The organism is Nostoc sp., from assembly GCF_036919895.1.
Taxonomy (GTDB): Bacteria; Cyanobacteriota; Cyanobacteriia; order Cyanobacteriales; family Nostocaceae; genus Nostoc.
Window position 1 is genome coordinate 58,794 of sequence record NZ_JBALBW010000110.1, and the last position, 15,261, is coordinate 74,054.

At 41.8% G+C, this 15,261-nt stretch carries 15 protein-coding genes and 1 pseudogene; 9 read left to right on the top strand and 7 right to left on the bottom strand.

Going from position 1 to position 15,261, the window contains the following annotated elements; all coding sequences use genetic code 11:
• Positions 1 to 249: 249 nt before the first annotated feature.
• The 3 genes and pseudogenes from rimO to V7K55_RS21820 form a co-directional block, all read left to right on the top strand.
• Positions 250 to 1,569, top strand: coding sequence for a 30S ribosomal protein S12 methylthiotransferase RimO (gene rimO / locus V7K55_RS21810; RefSeq protein WP_334834742.1), 1,320 nt, complete (start codon positions 250 to 252; stop codon positions 1,567 to 1,569).
• 272 nt (positions 1,570 to 1,841) lie between these two features.
• Positions 1,842 to 3,368, top strand: coding sequence for a DEAD/DEAH box helicase (locus tag V7K55_RS21815; RefSeq protein ID WP_334834743.1), 1,527 nt, complete (start codon positions 1,842 to 1,844; stop codon positions 3,366 to 3,368).
• Positions 3,369 to 3,528: 160 nt separating this feature from the next.
• Positions 3,529 to 3,761, top strand: a pseudogene (locus tag V7K55_RS21820) (Uma2 family endonuclease); the annotation flags it as partial.
• A gap of 10 nt (positions 3,762 to 3,771) precedes the next feature.
• On the opposite strand, the gene V7K55_RS21825 reads toward V7K55_RS21820, so the two are convergent.
• On the bottom strand, positions 3,772 to 4,719 hold the full coding sequence (locus tag V7K55_RS21825) for an aldo/keto reductase (protein WP_334834744.1): 948 nt from the start codon (positions 4,717 to 4,719) through the stop codon (positions 3,772 to 3,774).
• A 267-nt stretch (positions 4,720 to 4,986) separates the two neighbouring features.
• A complete protein-coding gene (locus V7K55_RS21830; RefSeq protein ID WP_094329757.1) occupies positions 4,987 to 5,211 on the bottom strand; it encodes a hypothetical protein in 225 nt (74 codons plus the stop codon).
• Between the two features lie 381 nt (positions 5,212 to 5,592).
• Between V7K55_RS21830 and V7K55_RS21835 the strand changes: the two genes are divergently transcribed.
• Positions 5,593 to 5,796: a hypothetical protein gene (locus V7K55_RS21835; RefSeq protein WP_334834745.1), complete on the top strand. Its 204-nt coding sequence runs from the start codon at positions 5,593 to 5,595 to the stop codon at positions 5,794 to 5,796.
• 483 nt (positions 5,797 to 6,279) lie between these two features.
• Here the strand turns inward: V7K55_RS21835 and V7K55_RS21840 are convergent, their stop codons facing one another.
• A complete protein-coding gene (locus tag V7K55_RS21840) occupies positions 6,280 to 6,618 on the bottom strand; it encodes a DUF2887 domain-containing protein (protein ID WP_442949106.1) in 339 nt (112 codons plus the stop codon).
• Between the two features lie 284 nt (positions 6,619 to 6,902).
• Here V7K55_RS21840 and V7K55_RS21845 point away from each other — a divergent pair, with 284 nt between their 5' ends.
• The 5 genes from V7K55_RS21845 (at position 6,903) to V7K55_RS21865 (ending at position 12,260) form a co-directional block, all read left to right on the top strand.
• Positions 6,903 to 7,982 (top strand): RNA-guided endonuclease InsQ/TnpB family protein, encoded by a 1,080-nt coding sequence (locus V7K55_RS21845; protein WP_334834746.1) that lies wholly within the window; start codon positions 6,903 to 6,905, stop codon positions 7,980 to 7,982.
• A 116-nt stretch (positions 7,983 to 8,098) separates the two neighbouring features.
• On the top strand, positions 8,099 to 9,532 hold the full coding sequence (locus V7K55_RS21850; protein ID WP_334834748.1) for a BCD family MFS transporter: 1,434 nt from the start codon (positions 8,099 to 8,101) through the stop codon (positions 9,530 to 9,532).
• Between the two features lie 77 nt (positions 9,533 to 9,609).
• Complete coding sequence (locus tag V7K55_RS21855) at positions 9,610 to 10,416, top strand: inositol monophosphatase family protein (protein ID WP_334834749.1); 807 nt, start codon at positions 9,610 to 9,612, stop codon at positions 10,414 to 10,416.
• Between the two features lie 215 nt (positions 10,417 to 10,631).
• Positions 10,632 to 11,204 carry a hypothetical protein gene (locus V7K55_RS21860; RefSeq protein ID WP_334834750.1) on the top strand — a complete coding sequence of 191 codons (573 nt, stop codon included), beginning with the start codon at positions 10,632 to 10,634 and terminating at the stop codon, positions 11,202 to 11,204.
• 99 nt (positions 11,205 to 11,303) lie between these two features.
• Entirely contained in the window at positions 11,304 to 12,260 is a 957-nt protein-coding gene (locus V7K55_RS21865; protein ID WP_334834751.1) for an MDR/zinc-dependent alcohol dehydrogenase-like family protein, read from the top strand.
• A 54-nt stretch (positions 12,261 to 12,314) separates the two neighbouring features.
• Here the strand turns inward: V7K55_RS21865 and V7K55_RS21870 are convergent, their stop codons facing one another.
• The 4 genes from V7K55_RS21870 to petP form a co-directional block, all read right to left on the bottom strand.
• Positions 12,315 to 12,602 carry a hypothetical protein gene (locus V7K55_RS21870; protein ID WP_334834752.1) on the bottom strand — a complete coding sequence of 96 codons (288 nt, stop codon included), beginning with the start codon at positions 12,600 to 12,602 and terminating at the stop codon, positions 12,315 to 12,317.
• 79 nt (positions 12,603 to 12,681) lie between these two features.
• Positions 12,682 to 13,728 (bottom strand): chlorophyll synthase ChlG, encoded by a 1,047-nt coding sequence (gene chlG, locus V7K55_RS21875; protein ID WP_334834753.1) that lies wholly within the window; start codon positions 13,726 to 13,728, stop codon positions 12,682 to 12,684.
• 93 nt (positions 13,729 to 13,821) lie between these two features.
• Positions 13,822 to 14,922, bottom strand: a complete 1,101-nt coding sequence (locus tag V7K55_RS21880; RefSeq protein ID WP_334834754.1) for a Get3/ArsA fold putative tail anchor-mediating ATPase NosAFP — start codon at positions 14,920 to 14,922, stop codon at positions 13,822 to 13,824.
• 120 nt (positions 14,923 to 15,042) lie between these two features.
• Positions 15,043 to 15,231 carry a cytochrome b6f subunit PetP gene (gene petP, locus V7K55_RS21885; RefSeq protein ID WP_292705266.1) on the bottom strand — a complete coding sequence of 63 codons (189 nt, stop codon included), beginning with the start codon at positions 15,229 to 15,231 and terminating at the stop codon, positions 15,043 to 15,045.
• Between the last annotated feature and the right edge of the window lie 30 nt (positions 15,232 to 15,261).

Genomic DNA, 15,261 nt, shown 5'->3' on the forward strand with positions numbered 1-15,261 from the left:
GTTAAAAAAGATTACAAGTGTCAAATGTACCCAAAGACACTTCAATTTACCCTGGGGAACAGATTGATAGGAATATCATAACATGACCTCTATTTTTATTTATTGATAGGGTTATGAGTCCACGTCCAGTTAATAACAGTGGGAATTTGCCACTGTAGTATTTTCGTGAGGATGCTGATAGCAAAAAAGCGAAGTTAGCGCCGGAATGTTTGATTAGAAGAAGAAAAAAAATGAAGATATTTTCAAAATATGGGTGACAAGCCAACAATTGCCATTTCTCATCTGGGCTGCGAGAAAAATAGAATTGATACAGAACACATGCTAGGACTGCTTGTGGAAGCGGGCTACGGTGTAGATACAAATGAAGAGTTAGCAGATTACGTTATTGTTAATACTTGTAGTTTTATTGAAGCAGCCCGGCAAGAATCTGTCAGAACTTTAGTAGAACTGGCAGAGGCAAATAAAAAGATCGTAATCACTGGCTGTATGGCGCAACACTTCCAAGAACAACTTTTGGAAGAGTTGCCCGAAGCAGTAGCCGTTGTGGGTACAGGCGATTATCACAAAATTGTTAATGTAATTGAGCGTGTTGAACTTGGCGAACGGGTTAAACAGGTTAGTATTGAGCCAACCTACATCGCCGACGAAACTACACCGCGCTATCGCACTACAACTGAGGGCGTAGCTTACCTGCGGGTTGCGGAAGGATGTGATTATCGTTGTGCATTTTGTATAATTCCTCATCTTCGAGGGAACCAGCGATCGCGTACTATTGAATCTATAGTCGCCGAAGCGGAGCAGTTAGTTAGTCAAGGGGTAAAGGAAATTATTCTAATTTCCCAAATCACCACTAATTACGGTTTAGATATTTACGGTAAGCCAAAATTAGCCGAATTACTTCGCGCCTTGGGGAAAGTAGATATACCGTGGATCAGAATGCATTACGCTTATCCCACGGGACTGACCCCAGATGTAATCGCGGCGATTCAAGAAACACCAAACGTCTTGCCTTATCTGGATTTGCCTTTGCAGCATTCTGATCCAGATATTCTCCGCGCTATGAACCGTCCTTGGCAAGGGCGCGTCAATGATGGGATTATAGATCGCATCAAAACGGCGCTACCAACAGCCGTATTGCGGACAACATTTATTGTTGGTTTCCCAGGAGAAACACAAGAGCATTTTGAGCATCTACTAGAGTTCGTCGGGCGGCATGAATTCGATCATGTTGGTGTGTTCACCTTTTCCTCTGAGGAAGGAACCCCAGCTTACAAGCTACCAAATCAGTTGGCCCAAGAAGTGATGGACGATCGCCGATACCAACTGATGGAACTCCAGCAACCGATTTCTCAAAATAAAAATCAGCAGGAAGTAGGCAAAATAGTCGATGTCCTGATTGAGCAAGAAAATCCTGAAAGTGGTGAATTAATAGGTCGTTCAGGTAGATTTTCCCCAGAGGTTGATGGTCTGGTGTATGTCAAAGGCCAGGCAAAGTTAGGAACCATCGTGCCAGTAGCGATTCACCACGCTGATACATACGACCTCTATGGTCAGGTAGTCAATAACTAAGTTGTCATTCGTCTTTTGTCTTTTGTCCTTTGTTAAATGACCCTTACAGATTCGCGCTTATTTTGATGTCAATGCTGCATTAATGGCAGTTTTCATGAGGGTTTACCTAAAACGCTGGCCAACTTGCTGGCATAACCTCTCCAAGAGTTGAGGCTACGCTATCACCCTTGGCTTACTAATAACTAATGACTAAATGACTAATGACTAATGACTAATGACTATATGACTATATGACTAATCCAAAATCCTTAGATAAAATTTAGGACGAATTAATGACTCTTTCATTCCAAGAATTAGGTATTTCTCAACAACGTGTCGAAAAACTAGAAAAAATCGGTTTTACCGAACCAACTAACATTCAAATCCAAGCAATTCCCCAATTGCTAGGTGGTCGTGATGTAGTCGGTCAATCTCAAACTGGAACAGGCAAAACAGCAGCATTTTCACTGCCTATTTTAGAGCGGCTAGATATTAATCAAAAAGCCGTACAAGCCATAGTTTTAACCCCAACTCGTGAATTAGCAATGCAAGTTCACGATGCGATCGCCCAATTCATCGGCGATGAAGGATTGCGGGTGTTAGCAATCTATGGTGGTCAATCAATTGACCGCCAAATGTTACAACTCAGACGTGGCGTTCACATGGTTGTGGGTACTCCCGGACGGGTGATAGATTTACTCGATCGCGGGTGTTTAAAGCTCGATCAAGTGAAGTGGTTTGTGTTGGATGAAGCTGATGAAATGTTGAGTATGGGCTTTATCGACGATGTAATCAAAATCCTCTCGCAAGCGCCCGTAGATCGCCAAACAGCTTTATTCTCGGCAACAATGCCCCCATCAATTCGGATGTTGGTGAACAAGTTTTTGCGATCGCCTGCAACTGTCACCGTTGAGCAGCCAAAAGCCGCTCCCAACAAGATTAATCAAGTAGCTTACTTGATCCCCCGCCATTGGACAAAAGCCAAAGCATTACAGCCGATTTTGGAAATGGAAGATCCAGAAACAGCTTTAATCTTTGTTCGCACCAGACGCACCGCCGCCGAACTCACCAGTCAGTTACAAGGCGCTGGTCATAGTGTAGATGAATACCACGGTGACTTGTCACAACAAGCGCGGGAACGGTTATTAGTCAGATTCCGTAACCGTCAAGTCCGTTGGGTGGTAGCAACTGATATTGCAGCACGAGGGTTAGATGTCGATCAACTCTCCCATGTAATCAACTTCGACTTACCTGATAGCGTAGAAACTTACGTCCACCGGATTGGTCGGACTGGTCGTGCTGGTAAAGAAGGAACAGCAATTTCTTTAGTACAACCATTTGAGCGGCGCAAACAGCAAACATTTGAACGTCATAACCGCCAAAGTTGGCAAGTGCTGACGATTCCCACACGCGCCCAGATTGAAGCAAAACACATTCTGAAATTGCAAGAACTGGTGCGAGAAGCTTTGACAGGTGAACGTTTGGCTTCATTCTTGCCAATTGTCAGCGAATTGATTGAAGAATACGATGCTCAAGCGATCGCAGCAGCTGCATTACAAATCGCTTACGATCAAACTCGTCCCGCTTGGTTGAGTTCAGACGTGGAAATTCCCCAAGAAGAATCTTCCGCTCCTAAACCAAGATTGGGCAAGCGTCGTGAATCATCTTCTAGCGATCGCCCCCGTGCTGCGTGGAAATCAGATAGCAACGAAGAAAGACATTCTTCTCCCAAGCCAAAACTGCGGACAGGTGGGCAAGAGTCTTCTGCATCGCCTAGTAAAAAGATAGGTTCACCTACAGCTAGAGAATCAGCTTCTTAGTCAACAATGAATTTTGGATTTTAGATTTTAGATTTTAGATTTTTTCTTCAATCCAAAATCCAAATAGAAAATTGGAGAGTTGAGAGTTAAGAGTCAGAATTTTGACTTTGGCTCTTGACTTTTTGACTTTTTTGGGTAACTTTTTCTACCAGTTTGTAGGAAAATAAAATCTAAGTCAGACCGAATTAAACCACTTGTAGAAAAGATTCAGCTATTCTTACACTCGGATCTACGGTTGGTATCCTGATTGATCCTGACAAATTGACGCTCACAGTTTATCGACTCAACCAAGAACCAATAATTTTGCAGGATAACGACAAACTGACACTACCAGACTTACTACCAGGTTGGGAGCTAGTAGTGTCAGAAATTTGGCCTCCTGTGTTTGAGTAGTTCAGAAATACTAGAGCCAAAGACGACTAACTAGTTCTAACTCTGCAACTTCATCGTCGCTCAATTTCCAGCCCAAAGCACCAGCATTTTGCCGCACGTGTTCGGCTGTCTTCACCCCAGCAATAGGAATAACGTTCCCCTGAGCAATTAACCAGTTGAGAGCAACTTGGGCGGGAGTGCGATCGTATTTTTCACCGAAATTGCGTAGCAAAGATATGACTGGGGCAATTTTTTGCAAACCTTCTTTCTTAAATCGGGGGTCTATTTTCCTCGCACCAGTAGGGGTTTCAGCATTATCAATACTGTACTTGCCTGTGAGTAATCCTTGTGCTAAAGGACTATAAGCCAAAATAGTGACACCCAACTCACGCGCAGTTGTAATAATACCTTGGCTTTCAACTTGGCGACTGAGTAAAGAATAACGCACTTGGTTTACAGCCAAAGGCACTCCACGAGCCGCCAACATTTGATGCGCGTCTCGCATTTGCTCTGCCGAGTAATTACTTACACCAACTGTAGTAATTCTGCCCCGCTTCACTTCATCCGCTAGGGCGTTCATCAAAGTTTCTTGACTTAAAAAGAAGGCAAAAGGCCAATGCACTTGATACAGGGCAATTCGCTCTAATTGCAAGCGTTTGAGGCTTGCTGTTAAAGCATCAGATACGGATTGGGCTGTAAATCGCCACGGTAGAGGGCCAAATTTTGTGGCGATTTGTACAGGTTGTTGAGTCTGTTGCAAAAATTGCCCTAAAAATTTCTCTGATAGTCCCATTCCGTAGACTTCGGCGGTATCAAAGAAGGTAATACCAGCTTCTAAGGCTGCGGTAAAGGCTTCTTGTAACTGTTCTGCGCCGTAGCGATCGCCATAACTCCAAAATAGTTTATCACCCCAAGCCCAAGTGCCGATGCACAAGGGTGTAACAGATGGGCCATTTTGCCCCAATGTGATGTTTTCCACGGTTGCAAAATTTAATTTATTTACATTTCTTTACTTTTATAGTGTATCGTTACAGACAAGATTGGGTGCGATCGTCACCACTTGGCTGCAAATCTTGTGGTGTCGCAGCTACGCCCGTCGTAGACATCGCACCTTGCATAAAAATTTAAAACCTGAATCAAACGCGCATAAACAAGATCCCCGACTTATTCGAGAAGTCGGGGATCTGTGGGCTGCAATTCTTACAAATCAAATAGGATTGCTATAGTTGAGTGTATTTACTTGTATTTAAGAATTAGATGATTTATCCTGCTTGGGTTTTTTGATTAATTCCATGTAGACATTAATCTCACTAATTTCTACATCATGCTCAACTCTGGTTACTTTCCATCTTTCTTTTTTTAGGTAAACTTCCTCTCCTACTCTGGGAGTAAATTGGAGATCGTAGAACTTTTTTAGAAAATCTTTTTGATTTTCTTCCCATAATATTACTTTGACTGGTTCTTTAGTCATTGCTTATGCCTTTTTGGTTACTAGATGAAGGTAAGTAGTTTGATGACATACATACGGCAATTTTATCTTACTAATTCAATGTAATAGCGTAGTTAAAACCACATTTTCACAATGTTTCAACTGACCTGTGTAATGATCACGGAGACCACAATTCCAGACTTTTGAACCAAAATGAGACGCTTCATCCTTGTATCATTGTAGTTGCTGGAGTGCGATCGCCTTCGGCGGGGCGTAGCCCATCGCTATTTTTTAGTAGTTCCTGCTCAATGTTGTGATGAGTCTTTGTTCAAGATTTTCGACTTTTATTCTGATCGTGATAATTCAATTAAATTTTACGGGAATACTTATAAATGTAAACCTAAATATTTTTGGGAGAGCATTATGTTTGGACTTGAAAAGATAACAGTTGGAAAAGTACTAAAAGCTGCAACAGTTGCTGCTGGAGTTGGTGCTGTAGCTATAGCTGCACCGATAGGGGTAGTTGCTGTTATCGGGCTTACAGCTGCTGGGGCTGGTGCAACTTGGCTCGCAGAGAGTGTTGGAGATGAACTAAATAATAATGATAAGGATAAAAGTGACAGTTAGTTCTCTCTACTTGAGGTAAAAGGGGAGAGTGTAGCAAATGAACAAAAAACCGGGTTAATCTCAAAATGCTTACTCGATAGGAATCGTATCGATAGATTTAGTCGTCGATTTTTGAAAAGTATGGCTTATCCCGGTTTTTGTTCCGATGGGCATAGTACACCTATAAGTGCTATCAAGTCTATCAACCTGAACAGTTGGCTTCCAATAATAATTTTATCTTCTCTAAATAACTAAATATGGGTGTATTCAACAAAGTTACAGCAGCGTTTCACGAGTCTAGACAATTTCTAAAAAAAGTCTAGAAGAATACATTATGTTTAGCTCAGAAGCTAAACAGTTGACTCTGACAAAAAAAATGGTTTTACTTCTCTGTCAACAAGCAGAATCTAGAGTTGAGCAATTAAAAAGCTTAGAACCACACTTTGAAGAGGGATTTATTGCGACAATAGAGTACAATAAAATTCAAGACGTGAAACGACCATTCTATGTGGTTGACTGTGCGGCAATCTGGACAGCTTCTATATCAACATTGAGGTGTTGAGCAATCTGCTCCATACTCATCCCTGTTTTTAGTAACAGAGGGACGGTAAGTTTCAACATTTCAGCTTCCCGTTCTTCTCGACCTTCGGCTTTGGCTTCCTGATAAACCCTTGTTTGCTCCAAAGTTAGTCCTAACATAGCTTCAACTTCCTCTCTACTTAAGGTTGAAAACTTATAAACGACGATTGTGGTGATGATGTCTAGTATTTCGTTTTTCGGCAGTGTGTCCGTTTCTTCTAATTTTACCCGCTCAATCAATTGCTTGCCAAATCGCAACTTCAACTTTTCGTTCGCTGATTTCGAGCGGGTAGGGTTTATCTTTATTTAAAGAGAGAGAGCTATTCCCTAGTTGACAACTTTCTAGACAAAACTATACACATATAGGCAGATATTTACAAGATTTTTAGGTTTAAACAAGAGTAAATTTGCTAAAAAATTAGTTATCGCTATGAAAATAGCCTAATATTGAGATATTTACCGTAAAATACCCGCAAAAATCATCTTATCTGTGCATCATTCTCTGATAAAATCAGAGTCAGAGGAAATGAGCGTGTTAAGGTCAAGCAATGCTTTTATCCATCAAAACAAAACTCAAGTTAAATAAAGCCCAAAAAATATTAATGTCTAAACACGCTGGGATAGCGAGGTTTACATATAATTGGGGTTTAGCGACTTGGGCTTCTTTGTATAAAGATGGATTAAAGCCTGATAAGTACATCTTAAAAAAGTTTTTTAATAATCATGTTAAACCTGAATTTATATGGATTAAAGAAGAAGGTATTTGTCAAAAAATCACTCAATACGCTTTTGATAACTTAGGTGAAGCCTTTAAAAGATTTTTCAAGGGTCTAGGCAAATATCCCAACTTTAAAAAAAAGGGAAAGAACGATAGTTTTACTATTGATAATAGCGGTAAACCAATTCCTGTAGGTGGTAAATCAATAAAACTACCGACAATGGGATGGGTGAAAACCTATGAAGGTTTACCTCATACCACTTGTAAGTCAATTACTATTTCTCGAATTGCTGATAGTTGGTTTATTGCCTTTTCTTATGAACAAGAATGTCAACCTACCATTAAACAACATGATGTTGTTGGTGTTGATTTAGGAGTAAAAGAACTAGCTACTCTTAGCACTGGTGTTGTCTTCCCTAATCCTAAACACTACAAGCAGAACTTAGCTAAACTGCAAAGATTATCTAAGATTCACTTACGAAAAGCTCCATGTTCAAAAAACAAATATAAGGCGAAAATCAAACTAGCTAGACATCATGCTAAGATCGCAAACCTCAGACATGATTCTCTGCACAAAATCACTACTTACTTATGCAAAAACCACGCCAAGATAGTAGTAGAAGATTTGAACATTTCGGGAATGATGTCAAATCATAAATTAGCAGGTGCAATAGCAGACTGCGGGTTTCATGAATTTAAAAGACAACTAGAATACAAAGCCTTATTGTTTGGTTGTGAAATCATAATTGCTGATAGATGGTATCCATCAAGTAAAACCTGTTCTCATTGTGGATTTAAGAAAGAAAAACTTTCTTTAGCTCAAAGAACTTATCACTGTGAAAACTGTGGTTTTGATATGGATAGGGATTTAAATGCAGCAATTAATTTATCGCGGTTGGCTTCATCGTGAATGCTTACTGAGGGATAACCGCTCCCATGCTCCCGTTGAAGTAAGAAGTAAATGTCTAGACTTGTCTAGATTTTATATAGCAGATTAAATCCTATAAACTATACGAAAAAGTAGCTATGGCAAGCGGTGAAGTATTTGATACCAAAACAAAATCCCTATCTGTGCCAAGAGTAAACCTGCTGACCATGTTCCGGCTGGGTTTATTTCAGATGGGATTGAGCATGATGTCTATCTTGACTCTGGGGGTACTCAACAGAGTCATGATTCAAGAAATAGCAATTCCGGCGACGCTGGTATCAATAGTTTTAGCACTGCCTTTATTTGTTGCTCCTTCCCGTATCTGGTTTGGTCAGATTTCCGATGCCAAGCCGTTATGGGGATACCACCGCACAGCTTATGTTTGGGTAGGCGCAGCAATATTTGCGATCGCAGCTTTTTTAGCTATACAAGTAATATGGCAACTAAATCTTGCTGCTACTAGTGCAGGTGGTTGGACATGGACAACCCAAACAATCGGCTGGACAGCACTTTTAGCTTTGGTTTTCGCTATCTACGGTCTAGGAATTTGTGCTAGCGGTACTGCCTTTGCTGCTTTGTTGGTGGATATATCTGAAGAAGATAACCGTTCCAAAGTAGTTGGTGTGGTTTGGTCGATGTTAATGGTGGGAATTATTGTTGGGGCAATTATTAGTGCCAGTTTGCTGAAACAGTTAACGCCAGAAGCAACCTTAGAAACCTTACAGGCATCAATCACGAGGCTGTTTACTATCGTCCCAGCAATTGTATTTGGTTTAGCGATCGCAGCCACATTCGGCGTAGAAAAAAAATACTCTCAATATTTAACCCGTTCCACATTAGTAAACCGGGAAGACAGCATTACTCTAGGCAATGCTTGGAAAATATTGACAGCTAGCCCGCAAACAGGTATATTCTTCACCTTTTTATTGGTGATGACTATCAGTTTGTTTATGCAAGACCCAATTTTGGAACCTTATGCGGGTCAAGTGTTTAAAATGCCCTTAACGGAAAGTACCAAATTAAATGTTTTTTATGGAACTGGTCTACTGATTGCCTACGGCGTTACGGGTTTTTATATTATCCCGCGTTTGGGTAAGCGCAGAACTGCACGTTTAGGCTGTATGTTGGTAGCATTCTGTGCAATCTTGCTGGGCATATCAGGATTCACAGCTAATGCAGCAGTTCTCAAACTAGCTTTGGTCTTATTCGGTTTAGCCGCAGGTTTCTTAACTACAGCAGCAATTAGCTTGATGTTGGATCTCACCGCAGCAGAAGCCGCAGGTACATTCATTGGGGCATGGGGATTAGCGCAGTCCCTTTCTAGAGGAATAGCGGTAGTAATCGGAGGTACACTTTTGGATATTGGACGCAGGTTTTTACCAAGCCTAGAACTAGCTTATGGACTAGTATTCGTTTTAGAAGCCGTGGGAATGGTACTGTCGATTTGGTTTCTGAATCGGGTGAACATCACAGAATTTCAAACAAGTACAAGGCTTGCGATCGCTTCAGTTTTAGAAAGCGATTTAGATTAAACTGTATAGGGCATGGGGCATGGGGCATGGGGCATGGGGCATGGGACAAATGACCAATGACAAATGACAATTAACCAATGAATGATTTTTGGACAACAATTCTTGATTTCGCCCAAACTACCACTATCAGAGTGGGCAAGCAGCTAATGCAAGATTTTGGGAAAGTCCAGGCTGATCAAAAAGCTGATGGTAGTTTGGTGACGCAAGCAGATAAATGGGCAGATCAAGAAATTCGGGATGCGATCGCTTCTAATTTCTCTGGTTACGGCATTTTGAGCGAAGAGAGCGATCAGTCATTTCCCGGTACTGAGTGGTGCTGGGTAATTGACCCTCTTGATGGTACAACCAACTTCACACGCGGTATTCCCATCTGGACAATTTCTCTGGGTTTACTGTATCGAGGCACGCCCATTTTTGGGTATGTTTACGCACCAACCTTAAATCAAGCTTTTCATGGTTTTTGGCCAGGTTCATCTGGTTTAGCAACGCCAACAGGAGCATTTCTCAACCTCCACCCCATCCACACCAGCGTTGATAGTCCCAGCAATAATCACTTTTTTAACCTCTGTTCTCGTAGTACCGCAGCTATCAAAAACGGCTTTCCATGCAAAATTCGGATGTTGGGTGTGGCTAGCTATAACTTTTTGACAGTTGCAACTGGAGCAACATTAGGTGGTATTGAGGCGACACCAAAAGTTTGGGATTTAGCCGGTGCTTGGGTAATTGTCCAAGCTGCTGGTGGAGTCTGGACATCGCTCAAATCAGAGCCGTTTCCGTTGTCACCCGGAGAAGATTATAGCGATCGCTCTTTTCCCACTCTTGTTGTCAGTCGTCCCGAATTAATTCCGGTATTTCAACCTTTTCTCGAAGGCGTAAAAATTTAATTTGCAGCTAGTTAAACTGGGAACAGTGATTTTGTTAATCAGCCTAGTGGAAAATAGCATAACCGATATTAAACTTAACAAAACCCTAGTTAAACAAAGAATTGAGTATAAATAAAGCTGGTAATAATCCTGATTCAAGTGCAGAACCAGTGTAGTTATTAATTTAAGTAGTGTTGTGACTTTCATCACACTGGTTAATTTAGTATAAAAATTTTATGTTGTCTAATCTAGACTTAATTCGAGAGTTTGTGCAAAACTCTATTCAGAAAAAAGATATTTTGTTGTCAAATCCTGTTTTGACAGCGCAAACAGTGTATAAAATCAACCAACTGACAGCAAAATCTGAAGGCGTAATTGCCACTGCTCAACTATCTGACACCTTATCTGAATTATCGATTTCTCCAAAATCAACCCAGTGGGAATTGATAAATCAGGTATTAGCAGAATATAGTTATATCCTCAAAGGAGAAGTAGATAATCGGGGTTTCTATCAGTATGAATACTGCGAAATTCCCAAAGGTTATCAGATGAATTGTACTAAGTGTGTAATTCTATGGCGAGCCTGGTGGAAATATTGCAAGTATAGTTCAAGACAAGGGATTCCGTTGGAACTTCTGATTAGAAAACGAGATTCATGGTATCCAATTAGAGATTTAATTATCAGTGACGGACTTCTCTATATCAAAACCTTGGGAAGTGAGATTGCACTTGGCTCAGACGACTTAGTTACTTGGTTAAGCAAAGTTGATGTAACCAAAATTAAAGAAATACCTTCTACAGAGATATAGGTAGGGGTGGATATGGCGGTACAGAATGTATACCCCTATAGTTGTAAACATTTTTCAAAGTGATATGACAACATAATTAGGTAAAATACGTGAAGAGAAATGAAAGGACTTTGGCTCGAAAATAACCAGTTGCAATTACGCACAGATATTCCCGTTCCTGAACCACCAGCAGGAGAAGCCTTAGTGCGCGTCTTGCGTGCGGGTATCTGTAATACTGATTTGGAACTACTTAGAGGCTACTATCCATACACTGGTATTTTGGGACATGAATTTGTCGGTGTGGTTGAAAAAGGGCCAGAACACTTAGTTAACCAACGTGTAGTTGGAGAAATCAACGCTGTGTGTGGGCATTGTCGTTTTTGTGTCAGTGGACAACCAACTCACTGCGAAAATCGCACAGTTTTAGGTATTGTCAATCGGAATGGAGCCTTTGGTGAATATCTCTGTTTGCCGGTAAAGAACCTGCATTTAGTACCTGAGAATGTGCCAACAGAAGTAGCAACATTTACTGAACCGATAGCAGCAGCTTTGGAAATTCAGCAGCAAGTGCCATTGTGTCCAAAGGATCGCGTGTTAGTGGTTGGAGATGGCAAATTAGGGCAGTTGGTAGCCCAGACATTAGCCCTAACTGGCTGTGAACTCTTAGCTGTGGGGCGACATCAAGACAAACTGGCTAACTTAGAAGCACGGGGGATTAAAACTGGTTTGGCGGATGTTGTGAAAGATGGATATTTCGATGTTTCAGTAGAATGTACTGGCAACCCAGAAGGATTTGCGATCGCCCGCCGCGCCCTCCGTCCCCGTGGTACGCTTGTACTTAAAAGTACTTATGCTGGCAACCTCAGCCTGGATGTTTCTTCTTTAGTAGTAGATGAAATCACCCTCATCGGCTCCCGTTGCGGCCCCTTTGCCCCAGCCCTCCAGCTACTAGCCACAGGACAAGTTGATGTGAAACCCCTAATTCATGCCACCTACCCCTTGATTGAGGGCCTTGCAGCTTTTGAACACGCTCAAAGTCGGGGTGTTTTAAAAATCTTGCTGGATATTAGTAAATAGTTATTGAATATTAGTGAAACTCTTGCCTAATCCCCAGTTCTCAATCCTTAGTCCCTAATACAGATAGCGATTCGTCTTCGGTTGATAGTCAGAACAGTCAATCGCTTCTTCCGTATTAGCAATAGATGGGCGTACAGTGCATTTAAGACGGTAATTGTCGGTAAAAAATTGGCAACCCGTACAGGGAATTTGATGCATAAGCTTGGCTGTAGTCACACTATCTCGCGCCGCCATCCAGAGACTCAAAACAACGAGAATAGTTACAGTCCAAGCAACAACAAAGCAAATTGGGACTAAAAAAGGTTGAATCCCATGAAGAAGGAAAGATATCAGTTCTAACACAGTATGTCCTGATACAAATTAGAAATTAGAAGTATATTAACTCCTAATTCCTAATTCCTAACTTCTCAACTATAGAAGTTTAAATGCCAGCATGACCCAGCGCTAAACCTGTTACCAACATTCCTAGAACAAGAAATGGTTGGGCGCTGGCTTGGTACTTAACATCATTCTTCACAGGGTCGCGCAGGAAATACATATCCTGCAAAGTAATCTGCGGAATGATTAACAGTACTAGGATTGCCGCATACAAATTCTCATGGATGCTGACTAGATAAGCTGCGATAAATCCTTGAAATACATCAATTGTCACTACACAAATCCAGGCTGCGGTGGTGATGCCAAACATTACGGGTAGTGAATTTAATCCTAACTGGCGATCGCCTTCTACACTCTTAAAATCATTGACAATAGCAATGCCCAATCCAGCCAAGCTGTAGAACATTGTCAAAATCACAATTGTGGAATTGAGTTCACCAAACAAAGCGTGTCCTGTAGACCAAGGTAGGGTAATGTAACTTGCACCCAAGGCGTAACTACCTAGCCAGCCGTTTTGCTTGAGTTTCAGGGGAGGTGCAGAATAAATATAGGCAATGAAAGAACCGATAATTGCGATCGCTGTAATTGTCGGGAATTCATGACCAGACCACACATCTAACACAAATGCCAAACCATAGCCAGCAATCAGTAATACCCAAATCTGAATAATTACTTGGGGTAGGGGAATCGCCCCAGAGGGAATCGGGCGATAGGGTTCATTGATGGCATCGATTTCGCGATCGTAGTAATCATTGAGGATTTGAGTGTAACCTGTCATCAATGGCCCAGCCAACAGCATACAGGTTAATACTTTCAACACATTTTCTAGCGTCCAAGTATAGTTACCCGAAGAAGCCGCACCACAGACTACACCCCAAATTAGGGGAATCCAGGTAATGGGCTTCATTAGCTGCAAACGAATTTTCCAAATTGAAGTTTCCCCAGCAGCAGCACCTTTCATCCCCAGCAATTGCCTAGCTTTTGCATTGCGATCGCTCGTTACTATTACTTGTTCGCTGGGATTAATTGCTACTGAGTCTATATCCTCAGTTGGATTGGGGTCTGGGGTAATGGGAGTTGATTCTGACATAAGGTGTATTTTTTTTAGAGTGAGGAGTTAGGAGCAGAGCCGGAGACACTCCTAACTCCTCACTCTTAACTCCTAACTTTGTTCTTAACTAACTTAAAACGAAATTATCAAATAATTATTCTGAAACTTTGCTCCAGCAACGGATCTACCACTTAAAGCCGAGGGTAAGGGAATATTCCGTCTCTGATCTCCTGCATCTATGGTGACTTCTGGCCCGTATTGGGTCAGCTTGACTTGCTTTTTGTCAAAACCTGGCAAGAATAAGCGTACTTGACGATTGGGGATGTCTATTTCAATTGGTTTGGGAGCCTGTAGAGCTTGTGCTTCAAAGTTGGGTAGTGCGTCTATCAATGGTTTCCAGTCACCTACGGGCAAGTCGGGAATGACACTCACCGGTAGGGGGATAAATTCCTCTGATAGATTGACATTTGTCTCAGGAGACACAAGCAGAACACCACCAACAGTTAAACCAATTTGTTGAGCGCTACCCCACAAATAACGAGCATTTGCTACCTCAATCGGATCTCCTGTGGTCACTAAGAAAGCAGCGACGCGCTTGGGATCGGCAAGAGCGGCTCTCCCTTTTTCCAAGAAATTATTGACTTGGTTGGTGGGCGCTGCAAAGTTATCTGTTGTCCAGTTGATATTGAAAAAACTGCTAATTAGCGGTTGAATCAAAGGCGATTCAGTAATCGTCTTCCCCAAATCGGAGTTGACAAACAATTGCCGAAATCGCCGGACATACCAACTGAGAGATTCTGGTAAACCCAACATTCGCAACGTTAAAGAGTCACCCGCGCCATCGTAGACGATCGCATCATATTTGCCACTGGCATCGTATTCGCGGATAGCATTTAGGGCTAGGGCGCTGTCCATACCTGGTAAGACTACCAGTTCTTGACCAAAAACGTCTTTAAATATCGGCGTGCGGAGATATTGCGCCTCAAGTTTCTTTACTTCGTCCCAGTTGCGCTCAAGCAGTAAAGATGATTTAAATTGTACTACCTGTAATTTGGGAGCGATTTCTTGGGGATCGGCAGCAATGGGAGTATCCAACAGGATTGATAATGTTGGTTCTGCTTGTCCGGCCAGAAGTACGCGCTTGCCTTGACTTGCCAATAATTTGGCGGCGGCGATCGCAATTTTGGTACGAGCGGTGCCGCCTTTGCCCAAAAATGTCAATATTAGAGCCATTACTTGATTCCTATTTTCACCGCCGATCTTTTCAATTCCAACTTAGCACTCAATAAAGATTCTCAACCTGGGCTAGAAATTTCAGATGCCAAGAAAAATCCGGATCTGAGTTCTTTACAACTACACAGGTTTAATTTCATCTTCAAAAAACCAAGTGGAAGTATTGTCCTCAAATAGAACCACTACACCGATCCCACCATCAATGACTTTGTAGCCTTGGATGATACCCACTTGTCCTAGTTTTTTTACAATTGGGGGAGAAACGCGATCGCGCAAGCGAAACACTTTTACCTTTTGTCCGATTTCCATGCCTAATTACAATCCAACAAACCTTCGTCT

Excerpts from the sequence above, each read along its gene's own strand:
- V7K55_RS21850 (WP_334834748.1), top strand. The coding sequence starts at position 8,099 with ATGGCAAGCGGTGAAGTATTTGATACCAAAACAAAATCCCTATCTGTG.
- V7K55_RS21815 (WP_334834743.1), top strand. The coding sequence starts at position 1,842 with ATGACTCTTTCATTCCAAGAATTAGGTATTTCTCAACAACGTGTCGAA.
- V7K55_RS21880 (WP_334834754.1), bottom strand. The coding sequence starts at position 14,922 with ATGGCTCTAATATTGACATTTTTGGGCAAAGGCGGCACCGCTCGTACC.
- V7K55_RS21830 (WP_094329757.1), bottom strand. The coding sequence starts at position 5,211 with ATGACTAAAGAACCAGTCAAAGTAATATTATGGGAAGAAAATCAAAAA.
- V7K55_RS21865 (WP_334834751.1), top strand. The coding sequence starts at position 11,304 with ATGAAAGGACTTTGGCTCGAAAATAACCAGTTGCAATTACGCACAGAT.
- V7K55_RS21855 (WP_334834749.1), top strand. The coding sequence starts at position 9,610 with ATGAATGATTTTTGGACAACAATTCTTGATTTCGCCCAAACTACCACT.
- petP (WP_292705266.1), bottom strand. The coding sequence starts at position 15,231 with ATGGAAATCGGACAAAAGGTAAAAGTGTTTCGCTTGCGCGATCGCGTT.
- chlG (WP_334834753.1), bottom strand. The coding sequence starts at position 13,728 with ATGTCAGAATCAACTCCCATTACCCCAGACCCCAATCCAACTGAGGAT.
- V7K55_RS21845 (WP_334834746.1), top strand. The coding sequence starts at position 6,903 with ATGCTTTTATCCATCAAAACAAAACTCAAGTTAAATAAAGCCCAAAAA.
- V7K55_RS21860 (WP_334834750.1), top strand. The coding sequence starts at position 10,632 with ATGTTGTCTAATCTAGACTTAATTCGAGAGTTTGTGCAAAACTCTATT.
- rimO (WP_334834742.1), top strand. The coding sequence starts at position 250 with ATGGGTGACAAGCCAACAATTGCCATTTCTCATCTGGGCTGCGAGAAA.
- V7K55_RS21835 (WP_334834745.1), top strand. The coding sequence starts at position 5,593 with ATGTTTGGACTTGAAAAGATAACAGTTGGAAAAGTACTAAAAGCTGCA.